This window comes from Myxococcus sp. AB025B (genome assembly GCF_006518215.1).
Lineage (GTDB): Bacteria > Myxococcota > Myxococcia > Myxococcales > Myxococcaceae > Myxococcus > Myxococcus fulvus.
Map to the genome: position 1 here is coordinate 1 of NZ_SRLW01000239.1, position 15,575 is coordinate 15,575.

The following is a 15,575-nucleotide window of genomic DNA, read 5'->3' on the forward strand; positions in this document are numbered from 1 at the left end:
CCCGTCACCTCCAGGCCATCGCGACGGAAGAAGCCCCTCGCACTCGCCTGCGTCCCCGACCACCTCACGCCCAATGACAGCCGGTCCAGGTCCTGTCGCCCCGCGGACTGGGGGTTCTGTACCGTGCCCGGAATCGCGCGGTCCTCCAGCGACAGCTCGGACAGCACATCCAGCCGCGAGCCACCCGGGAGCCGCCGCCGATACCGCAGCAGCACGCCTCCCCCCTTCGCGTCGTTGCGCGCGCGCGCCTCCGCCGTGACGGGGTTGTCCGGCACCGCGGGCAGCTCATCCAGCTCGTACGCGAAGTCCCCATCCGAGCGCCCCGCGTGCAGCAGCACCAGCGCGTTCCCGTCCAACAGAGGCCCGGTGATGGCCACGTGCCCCAGCGCCGTGTTCCAGCTCCCGTAGACCACCTCTCCACTGGCCCGCACGTGCGACGACGGCGCGCGCGTGACGATGTTCACCGCGCCGCCGAGCCCTCCCGAGCCATAGCGAGCCCCCGCGCCCCCGCGCAGCACCTCCAGTCGCTCCACCAATGCGGCCGGCACCTGCGACAGGTCCGCCATGCCGCCCGCGCCGTTGAGCGGGATTCCATCCAGGAACACCAGCACCCCGTTCGACGCGGCGCCGCGCACCACCAGGCTCTTGCTCTGCCCGTAGCCACCCGAGTCCTGCACCGCCAGCCCCACCGAGCCCACGAGCAGCTCCGCCGTGTCCCGCGCCTCGCCCGCATGCTCGCTCGCGTCGATGACGGTGATGGCGCCCGTGGGGTCGCGGCGCTCGGGGGCGTCGGGAGGCGGCGGCGCCTTGCCTCGCACCACCGTCGCGGGCACGACGACGTCGTCCGTCGCCTGCGCGCGCGCTCCGGAAGGCAGGCTGAGCGCCAGACACACCAGGTGCCCGGCGAGGAAGGTGCGCCGCATGCTCCGCCTTCCGCTCTCTCCATCGAAGAGAGAAGGCCGTCCGCACGTGCCGCCACGCGACACGTCCGCACCCTCGGGCAGGTCTCCTGGCTGATGGACTCCAGCTCCAGGCGCACGACGCGTCTGGCTGGAAGGGGGCTTCCGCCTTCCCCCGGAGCGTCCGCCTGGACACCGCCGGAGTGGCGACAACCGAAGTCCCCGGCCCTGACCTCAGGGCTGCCCATTCACAGTGGCGGGACCGCGCCGGAATCGCACCGGCTTCCCTCTTGAAAGCCCGACATGGGCACCCAAGGGCGCACCCCTTCTAGGAGCTGACTACCAGCGCGTCAAGCGCACCCGGGACGACACGTCGCACGCGCGCGCGTAGGACTCGAAGGCGCTCGCCTGCAGGAACACCACCTGTGCGCTGCCCAGTCGCAGCGACGCCTGGCTGAACAGCGGCGTCGAGCGCCCCGGCACAATCAGCACCCCCTCCACGAAGGTGCCGCCGTGGCTCTCCAGGTCCGTCACGCTCCACACCTCGGTGTGCGGTTCCGGACGGAAGCGCGCGTGCTGCCGCGACACGGTGGGCTCCGGCAGGACGATGTCGCACTCGGGGCTGCGGCCCACCATCACCTCGGGGCCGCGCCCGGGGAAGCGCGGACACAGCTCGAACACCACGGGCTCCATGACCCGCGAGGGAATCGGCACCTTCAGCGTCGGCGGCTCCACCTGCGCCACGGAGCGCGGACGGCTCGGCATGGAGTCCCACACCAGAACGGGCCACCCGACCTCCCGCAGCAGGGCTTCGCGGTCCTCCTGGAGCCGGGACATCAGCGCGGACAGACGGTGGAGCACGACGAGCCCTCCAGGCCGGGAAGGTGTGCACGCAAACCTGTGCACGCCTCCTCGCCCTGTCCACCCCCCCTTTGCGTCACTCCACGGTCCCGCAGGCGCTCGCCAGCGAGAGGATGTCGGAGTCGTAGTGCAGCGCCAGCGTGCCGGACGACTCGATGTGGCGCACGAAGACGGAGCCGAACACCTCCGCGTTGCCGCTGAGCGTCAGCGTGGCGCCGGGCGCGTAGAGGTTTCCCGCGAGCACGCTGCCCGCGGAGATGCCCAGCGTCCCCGTCCCCGCGGCGTACACGCGCACCTTCGCCGGCGCGTCCACGGACCCCAGCAGGAGCTGTCCGGCCACCGTCATGTCGCCGCCCACGAACAAGTCCAGCTCCCCCGGCGGCACCACCTCCACCGAGAGCCGCTCGCCGATGACGACGCTGTCCCGCACGAAGAGCGCGGTGCGCTCGCGCACCACGAGGTTCAGCCGGCCCTGGCCCTCGATGCCCGTCAGGAAGAAGCGCCCGCACGGCAGCTCCAGCGTGCGCTCGCCGGTGAAGCCCTGCAGCGCCGTGGGCTCCAGGTCGATGACGTCGTTGTGGTTCTCGCGGGCGTGGTTGGCGATGAGGCCCTGGATGTCCACCACCGACGCGGTGTCCCCGCACGCGCACGGCGACACCGAGTCCACCGGCTCGCGCAGCACCTCGGCGGCCGTCACCGTGCCGGACATGCTGCGCTCCGCGGGCACCGCCAGCTTGCCCGCCACGCTCAGCGACGCGAGCCCCACGTCGCCGCGCACCCACGCGTCCCCCGTCACCTGAGCGGACACGTTGCCGCTGAGCGGACCGCCGCTGTACAGCCCGCCGCCCACCGACAGGCCGCGCCCCAGCAGGATGCCGTCCGCGCCGCCCGCGCTCAGCCCGCCGCCAATCGTCAGCGTGTCGTTGGCCGCGACGCCGCCGTTCGTCGCCACCGCGCCGCCCTTGCCGCCCGGCACGTACTTGCCCAGCGAGCTCTTGAACGCATCCGTGGTGAGCGACGCGCTGAAGGCCAGCCGCTCGCACGAGCACAGCGCGTAGCGGAAGGCCCGCTCGGCCAGGTGCCCGCTGCACACCTTCGCGCCCGTGAGGCTGTCGCCCACCAGGAGCAGCGGCCCCGTGGACGCGCAGAAGGCGGTGTGGTCATCGGCGGGCTCCTCGCCCTCGCCCGTCGTCGGCCCGCCGTCCGACGAGGCCACCGGCCCCGCGTCGTTGCGAGGCGTCTCGATGAAGGCCACCGGGTCCTTCACCTCGCACGCGCTCCAGGCGCCCACCAGCCCCAGCACGCAGAGGACCTTCGTCACGTTGGCGCGACTCATCGACCTGAGACCTCCTTCAGCCGCTTCCGGGCCGCCACGGCATGGGGCGAATCGGGGTGACGCGCGAGGAAGTCCTCCAACGCGCGCACCTCGCCGTCCCGGTCCCCCAGCGCGCGCAGCGCCTCGGTGACACCGTGGCTCGCCTCTTCTTCCAACAAGCCCCCGGGCCAGCCCTTCAGGGCCTCCTGGTACTGGCGCAGCGCCCCGCGCGCATCGCCCAGGTGCTCCAACCTCAACGCGCCCGAGGCCACGCGCGCGACGTACGCGGACATGCCCTGGGGCTCGGCCCGGATGACGCGCAGGTAGAGCGCCTCGGCCGCCTTCCACTGCCCGGTGGCCCGATGCGCGTTGGCCCGGCGCAGCAGGTCCTCCGGCGCGGGCGCGGCGGACGGCGCGCTCATCCGGGGCTTCACCGGAGCGATGGGCTCCAGAGCGACCGCATCGGGCACCTCCGGAGCCACCCCCTCCGGCCCTGGAGGCACGGACCGCTCTCGCGCGACCTCACCGGGCAGCGACGGCACGCGCGGCTCCGGCGCGAGCACCTCGGGCACGGGCACGACGGGCTCGGCGCGGGACATCATCGGCGCGGAGGGAGCGATGACCGCGGTGTCCTCCGGAGCAGGAGGCTCCTGGCGACGCCAGAGCTGCCAGGTCGCGACCGCCGCGGCGCCGACCACGAGCAGGGCCCCGCCCATCCACCAGTGCGGCCGGTGTCGCCGACGCGGGGGCGGCGACGGCGCGTCCATCGCGGCCAGGAGCGCGGCCTGCACCAGCGCGGCGGACTTCTGCCGCGACAGCCGGCGCGCGGGGCCGGAGCCGTCATCCAACGGCGCGAGCAGCGCGTCCGGCCCGTCCTCATCCACGAGCCGACTCATGCCGCACCTCCCTCCGGAGCGCCACCCGCCTCCGTGGCCAGCGCGCGCAGCGCCGTGCGCCCCAGCCGCAGGCGGCTGCGAATCGTCTCGAAGGGAATCCCCAGCTCGTCCGACACCTCCGGCACGCTCATGCCGAGCACATGGTGCAGCACCATCGCATGCCGCTGCTCGTCGGGGATACGGTCCAGCAACATCACCATGCGACGGCGGTGGACGTACTCGTCCGGCGGCGCGTCCTCGGACGGCACCGCCATCAACTCGGTCGGCTCCTCGCCCCTGCGCGCCTCGGTGCCCCGGGCGCGCCGGAGCCACGCGAAGGTGGTCCTCGCGACCACCCGGTCCGCCCACGAGTGGAACGGCCCCTCTCCCCGGTACGAGGGCAGCCCCCGGAGCAGCGCGATGAGCGCCTCCTGGGCGATGTCCTCCACGTCCCCGTCGCCGTGCACCAGGTAGCGCACCAGGTTGCGCACCCGGGGCAGGAGCTCCAGCAGCAGGGACTCGGCGGCCTCCTTGCGCCCCTGGATGGCCGCCTGGATGCGCGGGTCCACTCCAGGTCTTGCCCTGCCGATGGCTTCCGGACCCGTGCTCGTCATCGACCCCATGGAGGGAGGCCGAGGCGAAAACGGGTCATCACCGCTCATGGCAGCAGCACCAGCGCCAGGGACGCCCTGGGCCGGATGGCCCAGCCCTGATTGCGCGGCACGAAGTTTCCGTTCTCGGAGTAACCCAGCTCCGGCCGCCCCACCGCCGCGTCGGCGGCCACGGACAGCTCCACGGCGAGCAGCCGCGAGAAGCTCCACCGCAGGGACGTGTCGGGCCCCACCAGCAGCGCGGGGATGAAGCGCGGCTTGGCGGCCTGGATGCCCGGGAAGTACGACTCCGTGCTGCGGCCGAAGAGCAGCAGGCCCGCCCCCGCGCCCAGGCCCCAGCGCAGGGTGCCCGTCTCCAGCAGCGGGAAGTCCAGCCACAGCCCGCCCGAGTACTGCTCCAGCTTCACGTCGGTGCGCCCATCCGGGAGCATGCGCGCCAGGCTCAGCGAGAGCAGCAGCCGCAGCCGCGCCGAGGGGAACTCCCACCCGGAGCCAATCAGGAACCCCTGCTGGCCGGAGTCCGTGTACCCATCCAGCGCGGCGAGTCCGCCCACCATCACCTGCCACCGCAGGGAGCGCGCGTCCTTCGAGGCCGGCGGATAGGTCCACAGCTCCGGGGGCACGACGACGGGGCCGGGCTCGGGTTCGAGCACGGGCACGGGGGGCGCGGCGGCCTCCACCACCTCGCCCAGGGGCGTGCCCGCCTCCACCGCGCGCAGGGCGGAGCGCACCACGAGCGCCACGGCCTCGGCGCCCGCGGACCACTCGAGCGCGCCGGGTTGTCCCTCCAGCTTCGCGGTGCGGACGAAGAGGTGCCGGCTGCCGGGCTCGGCGAAGTGGACGCGCAGCTCGGAGCCGGAGCGCTGGAACCAGAGCACGGCGCGGGCCTGGTGCGCGTCCGCGAGCGCGACGGCGGAGCGCCACTGGGCCTGGGGCGGGCCCTCCAGCGAAGGTCCCGGCATGGCGCGCAGCTCCACGGGCAGGTCACTGCTCTGTCCGCGCACGCGCTCGAGCAGGGCGCCGTCCTCCGCGGAGGCGATGCGCGCCACGGCCAGCCATGCGCCGCCGCCGTCCTCCGCGCGAGCCTCCACGCCCAGGCACAGGGCGGCGACGAGCCCCAGCCGAATCAACACGACGCCCGATGCCATGAACACGGAGGCTAGCTTTCGCGTGTGGCCGAAGGAAGCCCCCGGGTTCCCCGGACCCGCTGCACAGCAGGTGCATCGGAAAAGACGCGTTGCGCCTGCAATCCCGGGCGGACAGGCGTCACGTTCCCTCGTGCCGCCGCCTGCCCTCGCGGGGCCTGGAATCAGCGCCGGACGCTGGGGGGTGAGCGCAGCTCGCGGCTGACGGCCTCCGCATCGCGGAAGACCCGTAGGAGGTTGCCGCCCAGGATCTTGTGCAGCTGCTCCCGCGTGTAGCCCCGGGCGAGCAGCGCCTCGGTGATTCGCGGCAGGTCCGCGACCGAGTCGAGTCCCTCGGGCGCGGAGTTGATGCCGTCGAAGTCCGAGCCCAGGCCCACGTGGTCCACGCCGGCCACCTTCGCGATGTGGTCGATGTGGTCGATGACGGCCTTGAGCGGAGGACGCGGCACCTTGGCGGCCCACTCCCAGCCGGCCTGGGACTGGGCGCGAAAGCGCGTGACGGAGTCTGAGTCCTGGTGCTTCGCCTCCACCGCGGCCAGGGCGGCGGCGCGCTCCGCCGACATGGCGGCGTAGGCCTTGCGGTAGTCGTCGTCGACGAAGGCGGAGAAGAAGTTCACCATGACGACGCCGCGGTTGGCGGCGACGGCCTTGAGCATCTCGTCCGTCATGTTGCGCGGGTGGTCCGTGAGCGCGCGAGCGGACGAGTGCGAGGCAATCACCGGCGCGCGCGTCACCTTCAGCGTGTCGAAGAAGGTCTTGTCGGACACGTGCGAGACGTCCACGAGCATGCCCAGCCGGTTCATCTCCCGCACCACGTCGCGGCCGAAGTCGGTGAGGCCGTCGTGGTGCTTCACGGTGGTGTCGGTGAGGTCGCCGGACGAGTCGGCCCACTCGTTCGTGTTGGACCAGGTGAGCGTCATGTAGCGCACGCCCAGGCGGTAGAAGTCGCGCAGCACGCCCAGGTCATTCTGGATGGCGTGGCCGCCCTCGACGCCCAGCAGCGTGGCCAGCCTCTTCTGCTTGCCGGAGCGCGCGGCGACGATGTCCTTGGACGACAGCGCGAGCACCATCTGGTCGGGGTGCTGCTCCACCGCGTTGTGCACCGAGTCGATGATGCGCAGCGCCTGGTGGGTGTAGCGGCCGGCGTACTCCTTGGGCTCCACCCAGATGGAGAAGAAGGCCGCGCCCAGGTTGCCCTCCCGCGCGCGCGTCAGGTCCAGGTGCCCCTGGCCATTGGGCGGCTTGGAGCCCACGTCGAAGCCCTCGTTGAGCATGCGCAGGGGCGTGTCCACGTGGGTGTCGATGATGAGCGCCGACTCGTGGATGGCGCGGGCCTTGGCGGAGACGGGCGCGGGCGCCGCGGCGAGCGACGGGGTGGTTCCCAGGACGACCAGGGCGGCGAGGACAGAGCGGTTCACGCAAGGCACCTCGGGACGACGGGACGGTGCGGGCACTCTTTCATGGAGCCCGGATGGGTTGAAGCCGCGTCTGCCCAGGACGAACCTGCGTCCAGGCGCGACGCACGCCCCCCCGGCACGGTGAGCCAGGGGCCACATCCCCGCGTCCTTCCGAGTGAAGTCCACCCTGGCGCGACGCATGCAGAACCTCCGGCCAGGTCCCGCCGGACGCCGCGCGTCCCCCGATGCGCACCCGGGCTCGTCCGATGGGGAACCAAGGAGCCGGTCGATGGTGTGGCAAGTCGAGGCAGCTCAAGAAGCGGGCAGCGTCCGCATCACCTACGACCTCGAGTGGCTGCACCAGGTCATGCTCGCGTCCGCGAACTCGATGGTGCCCTTCACGAGGTTCTCGATGGGCGCGAACCTGGGGACGCGGTCCTATCCCCGCTCGTACAGCCCGGGCTTCGTGCTGGGCCGGGGCAAGCCGCTCGACACCTCGTCGAAGGGAGGCGGACGTCAGCCGCTCAGCAACGAGGGCGGCATGTACGCGCTGCTCTCCCTGTTCGAGGAGGGTTGCGCTGGGCTGGCCGTGCCGCTCAGCGACATCGCCATCCTGTCCAAGCGGGCGGTGTGCCAGGCGGTGCTCGCCGGCTTCGTGCGGAAGGGCAAGAGCTTCCACGTCGAGGGGGGCACGCGGCTCGAGATGGAGCGAGGCCCGGGCTGGCAGATTCACGGCTATCCGATGCTGTGCATCCTCGGAAACGAGGCGCAGGCCTTCCCCTCGAAGCTGAACAACCAGGGCCAGTGGCGAATCATCCAGTGCGTCTTCGGGGCCAGGCTCACGCGCGCGCTACGCGCCCGCGGCATTGGCATCGAGGTCGTCTCACGCGAGGGCTTCGGCTCGGTCTTCCCCACGCTCGCGGACATCCCCAACGGCATCCGGCTGGACCCGGGGCTCTTGCCTCCTGGCGCCGGGGCCGAGGCCATCATCGAGGCGCTCGACTTCACCGGCGAGTTCATCACCGCGATGCTCAAGGTGATGCCCAAGGTGGTGCCCTCGAAGGTGCCGCCGGTCATCAAGCTCATCACGTCCCTGGAGGGCTATGGGGATGACCAGCTCGCCGCGCTCGACCGCCTGATGTCGGCCTTGCACGCCCTGACGAACAACTCCCCCAAGGCCACGGCGGCGAACTACGCGGAGCTCATCGGCAACTTCAACGGCAGCGGGGTGGCGTGCTCCTGGGCCTTCGAGAACAACCAGGTCTCCTACACCCTCGCGGGCGTCCTCCCCCGCGTCCAGGGTCCCAAGAAGAAGCGCAAGCCCGAGCCCGATGACTCAGGCTACGGGTCGGAGTCCGAGTACGAGGATGACGACTCGGACCTGCTGCCGTCGAGGAAGCCCACCCAGGGAGACGGAGACACGCCGGTCGAGGTGAACGACAGGCTCGTCCTCAAGAAGGCCTCGCTGGTGTCGGGCATGGCCGCGCTGCGGTCGGCGACGATGTTCGGGATGCTGTATTCGAACTGGCTGTTCTCCTCGAAGGGCGGCGCCAGGCTGGACTCCCAGGGCGAGCCCCTGCCCATCCTGTCCTGGGCGCCCTATTTCGAGCTCGACCATGACGAGCTCTACGCGTCACTGGACAGCAAGGTCGGCACCCGCGTCCTGGTCTTCGACGGCGCGCCCAATCCCATCAACATCGACAACAAGCCCTTCGTGTCCGCGCGAGAGCTCGGGGCCATCATCATCGACACGACCAACAACACCACCCTGGAGCGGGCCGAGTACCTGGCCTTCTTCCAGGGCTTCCTGGCCACGTCGAAGACGTCGCGAGCAGGCGGGTTGCTGATCCTGGTCGAGAGCGCGAGCAAGCACCCGACGGGAGGAGACCTCGTCCACGGCATCATGCGCGTCTGTGGCACCCCCCTGTCGGTCCAGACCTTCTTCGATGGGCTGCTCAAGCACCAGCTCAAGCTCAAGTCCAAGGAGGGGAAGACGGCCCGGGAGCTGAACGTCCTCTCCTCCGTGGAGACGAACTTCCGCAGGATGATGCTCGAGCAGCGCCTGCTGATGCGCAACCTGGACCTCTTCAACACGGGCATCGACTTCGACCGCCCGAACCTCAAGCTCCCCGGGAGCCTGTCGCTGGGGAGCCCCCTCGGGGTCATCCAACCCCCGAGCCAGGATGTCGTCGTGCCCGTCCGGCCCCGCGTCCATGACTTCCCCCTGCTGAGCCCTCACAACCTGGGCAAGGTGAAGCGGCGGGTGCTGGCGGAGCCCTCCCCTCGGGTCATCGACTTGCCTCGCAAGAAGAAGTCCCAGGTCTCCGGGAGCCAGGAGTCGGGCTCGCCGCGGGACGGGGAGAAGGAGGACGAGGACCTGGAGTCGAAGCGGAAGGAGTACGAGGCCCTGGGACACTTCAGCGACCCCAGCGAGCTGCCGAAGCTCGACGACGAGGGGACCTACTACGAGGAGGACGACATCTACTGCCTCCAGCGCTACTACCTCCAGGGCCACCCGCACGTCGCGGTCCTCCCCGGCATCAGCCGCGTCCAGTGGCGGGAGATGAACCGCTCCGCGTACAGCACCGCCGTCCATGGGGCCATCACCACGGCGACGACCATCATCATCCAGCCGCTCCACCGCCACCGCAATCACTGGGCGCTGCTCTACATCACGCTCGGGGCGCCGAACCTCCTGGGACGTCGCAAGGCGAAGCTGCTCTACATCGACCCGCTCAGCCCCGACGACGTGCCGGTGGAGGACCTCCAGCTGCTCAACCTGCCATTCCCTGGCATCGAGGCGGAGAGCTGCACCGTCCGCTACCAGGACGACCGCGACGGGAACGAAGCGCTCGCCCAGGACAGCTGCGGCGCGTGGGCCGTCCAGCTGGCGGTGTACCTGGTCGAGCATGACGGCGCGCTGCCCGCGCCCCCCGACAACCCGCGGACCGCGGCGATGGACCTGCGGGTGGCCCACATGACCGTGATTGCGGAGGCCAAGGCGATGGACCTGCCCCAGGCGCCCGATGACCTCTCGCAGCACGTGGGCGCGCCCAGCCCCATGCTGCGACGGAGCAACAGCGTGGGGAACCTGTCGGGCGTGAGCCGGTCCAACCCCCTGTCCACGAAGAAGCCCTACCACGAGCTGTGATGGAGCCGGGGGCGCCTGCATGGGCCCCCACGGACGAACGGCCCCGAGCGCGCGGGCTCGGCGGCGAGCGATGGGGTGGCTCCCGGGACGACGAGGACGGAGCGGCTCACACAAGGCGCCTCGGGACGGCGGGACCGATGGGCGCGAGCTCATTCATGGAGCCCGGAGGGCTTCACGGCGTCCTTCGTCGTGCGCCAGAGCCCCACTACGGCGACTCGCCCACCACCCTGTGCCGGATGCCCTTCAGCTTGTCGGGATTGCGCATGACATAGATGGCGACGATGCGGCCGTCCTCGATGCCGAACGCCGTGGTCTGCAACACCCCCTCCCCATCCACCGTGACGTACGCGGGCAGGCCGTCGATGGTGCCCTCGTGAACCAGCTGCGCCGAGCTCACGGCGGGAGCGCGCCACACCCCCTGGAAGAAGCGCAGCAGCTTCTCCTGGCCGTAGACGGGATTGGGAATCGCCTTCGCCTTGCCACCACCGTCGGCATACAGGACGGCGTCCTGGGCCAGCAGGGTCTGGAGCGCCTGCATGTCACCGCTCTGGGACGCGGCATGGAACGCCCGTGCCAGCTCATGGCCCTTCGCCTCCGTCACGGGGAAGCGGGGCCGGGCCTCCCGCACATGCGCTCGCGCCCGGCTGGCGAGCTGGCGGCACGCCGCGGGAGCGCGGTCGAGGGCCTTGGCCACCTGCTCGAAGTCCATGCCGAACACGTCGTGCAACAGGAACGCGGCGCGCTCCAGCGGTGACAGGCGCTCCAGGGCCATCATCAAGGTCAGCGTCAAATCGTCGCCCTCCACTGTTTCGATGATGGGCTCCGGCAGCCAGGTCCCCACGTACTCCTCGCGCCGGACGCGCGCGGACTTCAGGACATCCAGGCACAGGCGCGTCACCGTGCGGACGAGCACGGCCTCGGCGTCCCGCACGGCCCCGCGGTCCGTCTGATGCCAGCGCAGATACGCCTCCTGCACCACGTCCTCCGCCTCCGCGACGATGCCCAGCATCCGGTAGGCGATGCGGAGCAGCCGGGGGCGGAGCGGGTCGAAGGCGTCCGCGGGCGTCACGTCAGGCGGCTTCACTGCGCGGGCTCACCGGGTGGACCATGCGGAAGCCGAGGACGAGCCGGTTCGCGGTGTTGATGAGGCCAATCAGGAGGGTCAGCTTCACGATTTCTTCCGGGGTGAAGTGGGGTTCGAGCGCGGCGTAGTCCTCATCCGGAGCGTGGGTCGTGGACAGGAGCGTCAGGGACTCGGTCCAGCCCAGGGCCGCGCGCTCACGCTCGGTGTACAGCGGCGACTCGCGCCAGCCGTTCAGCAGGAAGATGCGCTCCTCGGTCTCCCCCTGGGCGCGGGCGGCGCGGGTGTGCAGGTGGATGCAGAAGGCGCAGCCATTGATCTGGGACGAGCGGATCTTCACGAGCTCGCGGAGGCTCGGCTCCAGGCCCAGGGCCTCCACCTTCTTGCTGAAATCCACCATGAGGTTGAGGGCGTCGGGCGCGACCGCGAAGGCATTCATCCTGGGCTTCATGTGCGGCTCCTCGTTCTGGGGGCGAAGTGCCCTTCCAGCCCCAGGACGACGCAGCCGATGCCCCGTGTGACATGGCCCTATCGAATGTCCAAGGAGTCTCGGCGCGGGCCTGGCTCCCCCAGCCGGCGCCACGCGGGCCTGCCTGACGGGCCGGGCTGCTCGCGAGGCAGCGGCGAGGGGACGAAGGGCCCCTCAGGGACGAGCGCCCCGCGCCGCCACGCCCAGGCCCGTGTAGACGGTCTCCAGCCAGCGGTCCGTCTTGACGTGCCCCTCGCCGAAGCCCTTGAACTTCTCCGGCAGGCCCTCGGCCTTCACCTGCTCCAGCGTCTTGCCCGCCACCTTCTTGCGCCGCACGAGCGCTGTCGTCTCGCGCAGCATGGCGACGAAGCGCTCCAGCTCCTCGGGGCCGCTGAGCGGTCCGTGGCCCGGGATGATGCGCACGCCGGGAGGCAGGCCCGCGAGCAGCGCCTCCGCGTTGCGCACGTAGCCCTCCACATTGCCGCCCGCCTCCAGGTCGATGACGGGGAAGCGGTCCGCGAAGAAGAGGTCGCCGGTGTGCAGGACGTTGCTGCCGACGAAGAGCACCACGCTGTCGCCGTCCGTGTGGCCCGCGGGCAGGTGCGTCAGGCGCACCTCCTCGCCGTTGAACCAGAGGCTCAGGCCCTGCTCGAAGGTGACGACGGGGCGCGCGTGCTCGGGCGCGGGAGGCAGCGTCTCGCCGCGGCGGGTCCTCGGCTTGGACATGCGCTCGCGCACAGCGGCGTGGGCGATGAGCGTCGCCTCGCGTCCGAAGGCGGCGTTGCCCCCGGTGTGGTCGCTGTGCACGTGCGTGTTGACCACGTAGGCCAGCCGCTGCCTGCCGAGCTTCTTGAGGGCCGCGCGCAGCTTGTCGGCGAGGGGCGCGAACTCGGTGTCCACCATGAGCTGGCCGTCCGGACCCACGGAGACGGCGATGTTGCCGCCCGCGCCCTGGAGCAGGTGGACGTTGCCCGCCACCGGCGTCGCGCGCACCTCCACCTGGGAGAAGTCGCGCTCCTGCGAGAGCGCGAGACACGGCAACAGGACGAGCACGGCGGCGGCGGCCTTCATGGAACCTCCAGACGGCGGGGGACGCGGCACGGCGCGTCTTAGCAAACGCCCCGCGATTTCATTCCCGAGCCCGACACGGTTCATCCCCACGTCCACCGTGACGCTCTCGCCTCGCGAGAAGCCGCTGGAGTCCCGTCGCCCGTCCTCGCGGTGGGACGGCTCGCGCGCACACGCACGGTGGCGCGACCACCTCTCCAGAGGGAGCACGCGCTGGCACGACGGCTGCTCATGCCGGAGTCGACCTCAGGCGGTCGAACGAATGAGGCGGTCCGCGCCGTGGTGGCGCGGTGTCGAGTGTGGAGGTGGATGATGCTGATGGCGGGGAAGCGACTGGCGGTGTTCTCCATTCGTGAGGGCAAGGGCGGGAGCATCTGGGTGAGGGCGGGCAGCGCGTTCGTGAACAAGGACGGCTCGCTCAACGTGCTGCTGGATGTGCTGCCCCTGGACGGCAAGCTGCACGTGCGGGAGGCGGCGGAGAAGCGCGAGACCCCGGGCATGGGCGGGCGCTACGCGGGCGAGGTGGGCCTGGACGCCGCGCCCGTGGGTGGCCACTCGTGAGGGCCGTGTGGGCGGCGCTGCTCGTGGGCCTCTGGGTGGGGTGGCCCAACGCAGCGGAGGCGGCCAGGCCACGCCACCAGTTCACGGGCGTGGTGAACCTCAACGAGGCCTCGGCCTCACAGCTCGACCTGCTCCCGGGCATCGGTGAGAAGGCGGCGCAGCGCATCATCCAGCATCGGGAGAAGCGCCGCTTCCAGCGCGTGGAGGAGCTCGTGCGGGTGAAGGGCTTCGGCAAGAAGAAGTTCCTCAAGCTCAAGCCCCACCTCGCGCTCGACGGCCCCACCACCCTGCGGGTGGAGCAGGTCCTCATGCCGGCGGACGGAAAGGAGGTGGTCGCCACGAACAACTGACGCAACGAGTCCATTCTTTCGGGAAAGGTCGCCGCCCGGGTTTTCTCCCTTCGTGGCCCGGGCGGCGACTGCTGGGTGAGGGGGCAAGCCCGGGGACGACCCGGCGCATCGCAACGGACGTTTGTATCCGGGCCCTGGCTGGTAGAGCATCCGCCGCCATGAACCGACGACTGCCCCGACTGCTCACCGCGCTGCCCGTGTCGGCCGCGCTGGTCGCTCCGCCCGTGCTCGCGTGTACCAGCATGCTGGTCAACAAGGGGGCCACGGCGGACGGCGCCACCCTGATGACGTACGCCGCGGACGCCCACGAGCTCTACGGCGAGCTGTACTACACGCCCGCCCGCCGCCACGCCGCGGGGGCCCAGCGCGACATCATCGAGTGGGACACCGGCAAGCACCTGGGGCGCATCCCCGAGGCCCCGGTGACGTACTCCGTCGTGGGCAACATGAACGAGCACCAGCTGTCCATCGGCGAGTCCACCTTCGGTGGCCGCAAGGAGCTGGAGGGCCCCGCCGGCATCGTCGACTACGGCTCGCTCATCTACATCGCGCTGGAGCGCGCGAAGACGGCGCGCGAGGCCATCCAGGTCATGACCACGCTGGTGGCCGAGCACGGCTACGCGTCCAGCGGCGAGTCCTTCTCCATCGCCGACCCCAAGGAGGCGTGGCTCCTGGAGATGATTGGCAAGGGCGCGGGCCAGAAGGGCGCCGTGTGGGTGGCGCGCAAGCTGCCCGAGGGCCACATCACCGCGCACGCCAACCAGGCGCGCATCGAGCAGTTCCCGATGAACGACCCGGAGAACGTGCTCTTCTCCAAGGACGTCATCTCCTTCGCGCGCGAGAAGGGCTGGTTCAAGGGCGCGGACAAGGACTTCAGCTTCGCCCAGACCTACAACCCGCTCGACTTCGGCGGGCAGCGCTTCTCCGAGGCGCGCGTGTGGAGCATCTTCCGGCGCGCGGCCCCGTCGAGGAACTTCGGCCCGGAGTACGCGGACGGCTCGGCGCCCAACAAGCGGCTGCCCCTGTGGGTGAAGCCCGACAAGAAGCTGTCCGTGCAGGACGTGATGTCGCTGATGCGCGACCACTTCGACGGCACGCCGCTCGACATGACGAAGGACGTGGGCGCGGGCCCCTACGCCCTGCCGTACCGGTGGCGGCCGATGACGTGGGAGGTGGACGGCAAGAAGTACGTGCACGAGCGCGCCATCTCCACGCAGCAGACGGGCTTCTCCTTCGTCGCCCAGATGCGCGCCTCCATGCCCGCCCCCATCGGCGGCGTGCTCTGGTTCGGCGTGGATGACACGTCGATGACGGTCTACACGCCCATGTACGCGGGCATCCGCGAGGTGCCGCGCAACTTCGCCCAGGGCGTGGCCAGCCGGGGCAGCTTCTCCTGGGACTCGTCCTTCTGGGTGTTCAACTGGGTGTCCAACCAGGCCTACGCGCGCTGGAGCGACATGTCCGTGGACGTGCACAAGGAGCAGGGCGCGCTGGAGGGCCAGTTCCTCGCGGACCAGGCCGACATCGAGCGCACCGCGCTGGAGCACTACAAGCGCAGCCCCGAGGAGGCCCGGCGCTACCTCACCGAGTACTCGCTCAGCCAGGGCGAGAAGGTCCACACGCGCTGGAGGAAGCTCGGCGAGACGCTGCTCGTGAAGTACATCGACGGCAACGTCCGCGACGAGCAGGGCAAGGTGAACCACCCCAAGTACCCGGACAGCTGGTACCGGCGCATCGCCCAGGAGCGCGGCAAGAGCATCCAGATGCCGCCCGAGCCCGAGGAGCCCAAGCC

14 protein-coding genes and 1 riboswitch are annotated in these 15,575 nt (G+C 70.9%); of the genes, 4 read left to right on the plus strand and 10 right to left on the minus strand.

Annotated elements, in window-relative coordinates:
- The 7 genes from FL311_RS31110 to FL311_RS31140 form a co-directional block, all read right to left on the minus strand.
- A partial coding sequence (locus FL311_RS31110) for a TonB-dependent receptor (protein WP_141330847.1) occupies positions 1–923 on the minus strand: 923 nt, incomplete at its 3' end.
- Positions 924–981: 58 nt separating this feature from the next.
- A riboswitch (cobalamin riboswitch) is annotated at positions 982–1,229 on the minus strand.
- Positions 1,230–1,238: 9 nt separating this feature from the next.
- Positions 1,239–1,760 carry an FHA domain-containing protein gene (locus FL311_RS31115; protein ID WP_141330849.1) on the minus strand — a complete coding sequence of 174 codons (522 nt, stop codon included), beginning with the start codon at positions 1,758–1,760 and terminating at the stop codon, positions 1,239–1,241.
- Between the two features lie 76 nt (positions 1,761–1,836).
- Complete coding sequence (locus tag FL311_RS31120; RefSeq protein WP_141330851.1) at positions 1,837–3,096, minus strand: hypothetical protein; 1,260 nt, start codon at positions 3,094–3,096, stop codon at positions 1,837–1,839.
- The gene (locus FL311_RS31125) at positions 3,093–3,971 is read right to left on the minus strand and encodes a tol-pal system YbgF family protein (RefSeq protein ID WP_141330853.1); all 879 of its coding nucleotides are present in this window, start codon (positions 3,969–3,971) and stop codon (positions 3,093–3,095) included. The genes FL311_RS31120 and FL311_RS31125 overlap by 4 nt, the downstream gene beginning before the upstream one ends.
- Positions 3,968–4,564 (minus strand): RNA polymerase sigma factor, encoded by a 597-nt coding sequence (locus FL311_RS31130; RefSeq protein WP_141330855.1) that lies wholly within the window; start codon positions 4,562–4,564, stop codon positions 3,968–3,970. Before FL311_RS31130 ends, FL311_RS31125 begins: the two co-directional genes overlap by 4 nt.
- Positions 4,565–4,608: 44 nt before the next feature.
- The gene (locus FL311_RS31135) at positions 4,609–5,709 is read right to left on the minus strand and encodes a hypothetical protein (protein WP_141330871.1); all 1,101 of its coding nucleotides are present in this window, start codon (positions 5,707–5,709) and stop codon (positions 4,609–4,611) included.
- A gap of 161 nt (positions 5,710–5,870) precedes the next feature.
- Positions 5,871–7,124 (minus strand): dipeptidase, encoded by a 1,254-nt coding sequence (locus FL311_RS31140; RefSeq protein ID WP_141330857.1) that lies wholly within the window; start codon positions 7,122–7,124, stop codon positions 5,871–5,873.
- A 268-nt stretch (positions 7,125–7,392) separates the two neighbouring features.
- On the opposite strand from FL311_RS31140, the gene FL311_RS31145 reads away from it, so the two are divergent.
- Positions 7,393–10,254, plus strand: a complete 2,862-nt coding sequence (locus FL311_RS31145; RefSeq protein ID WP_141330859.1) for a hypothetical protein — start codon at positions 7,393–7,395, stop codon at positions 10,252–10,254.
- A 205-nt stretch (positions 10,255–10,459) separates the two neighbouring features.
- On the opposite strand, the gene FL311_RS31150 is transcribed toward FL311_RS31145, so the two are convergent.
- The 3 genes from FL311_RS31150 to FL311_RS31160 form a co-directional block, all read right to left on the minus strand.
- Positions 10,460–11,323, minus strand: a complete 864-nt coding sequence (locus FL311_RS31150) for a sigma-70 family RNA polymerase sigma factor (RefSeq protein ID WP_141330873.1) — start codon at positions 11,321–11,323, stop codon at positions 10,460–10,462.
- Between the two features lies 1 nt (position 11,324).
- Complete coding sequence (locus FL311_RS31155) at positions 11,325–11,786, minus strand: carboxymuconolactone decarboxylase family protein (protein WP_141330861.1); 462 nt, start codon at positions 11,784–11,786, stop codon at positions 11,325–11,327.
- Positions 11,787–11,978: 192 nt separating this feature from the next.
- Positions 11,979–12,875, minus strand: a complete 897-nt coding sequence (locus tag FL311_RS31160) for an MBL fold metallo-hydrolase (protein WP_141330863.1) — start codon at positions 12,873–12,875, stop codon at positions 11,979–11,981.
- 309 nt (positions 12,876–13,184) lie between these two features.
- Here FL311_RS31160 and FL311_RS31165 point away from each other — a divergent pair, with 309 nt between their 5' ends.
- The 3 genes from FL311_RS31165 to FL311_RS31175 form a co-directional block, all read left to right on the plus strand.
- Positions 13,185–13,433, plus strand: a complete 249-nt coding sequence (locus tag FL311_RS31165) for a hypothetical protein (RefSeq protein WP_194869429.1) — start codon at positions 13,185–13,187, stop codon at positions 13,431–13,433.
- A complete protein-coding gene (locus FL311_RS31170) occupies positions 13,430–13,783 on the plus strand; it encodes a helix-hairpin-helix domain-containing protein (RefSeq protein WP_141330867.1) in 354 nt (117 codons plus the stop codon). Before FL311_RS31165 ends, FL311_RS31170 begins: the two co-directional genes overlap by 4 nt.
- A gap of 158 nt (positions 13,784–13,941) precedes the next feature.
- The coding region (locus tag FL311_RS31175) for a dipeptidase (RefSeq protein ID WP_141330869.1) at positions 13,942–15,575 on the plus strand (1,634 nt) is incomplete at its 3' end.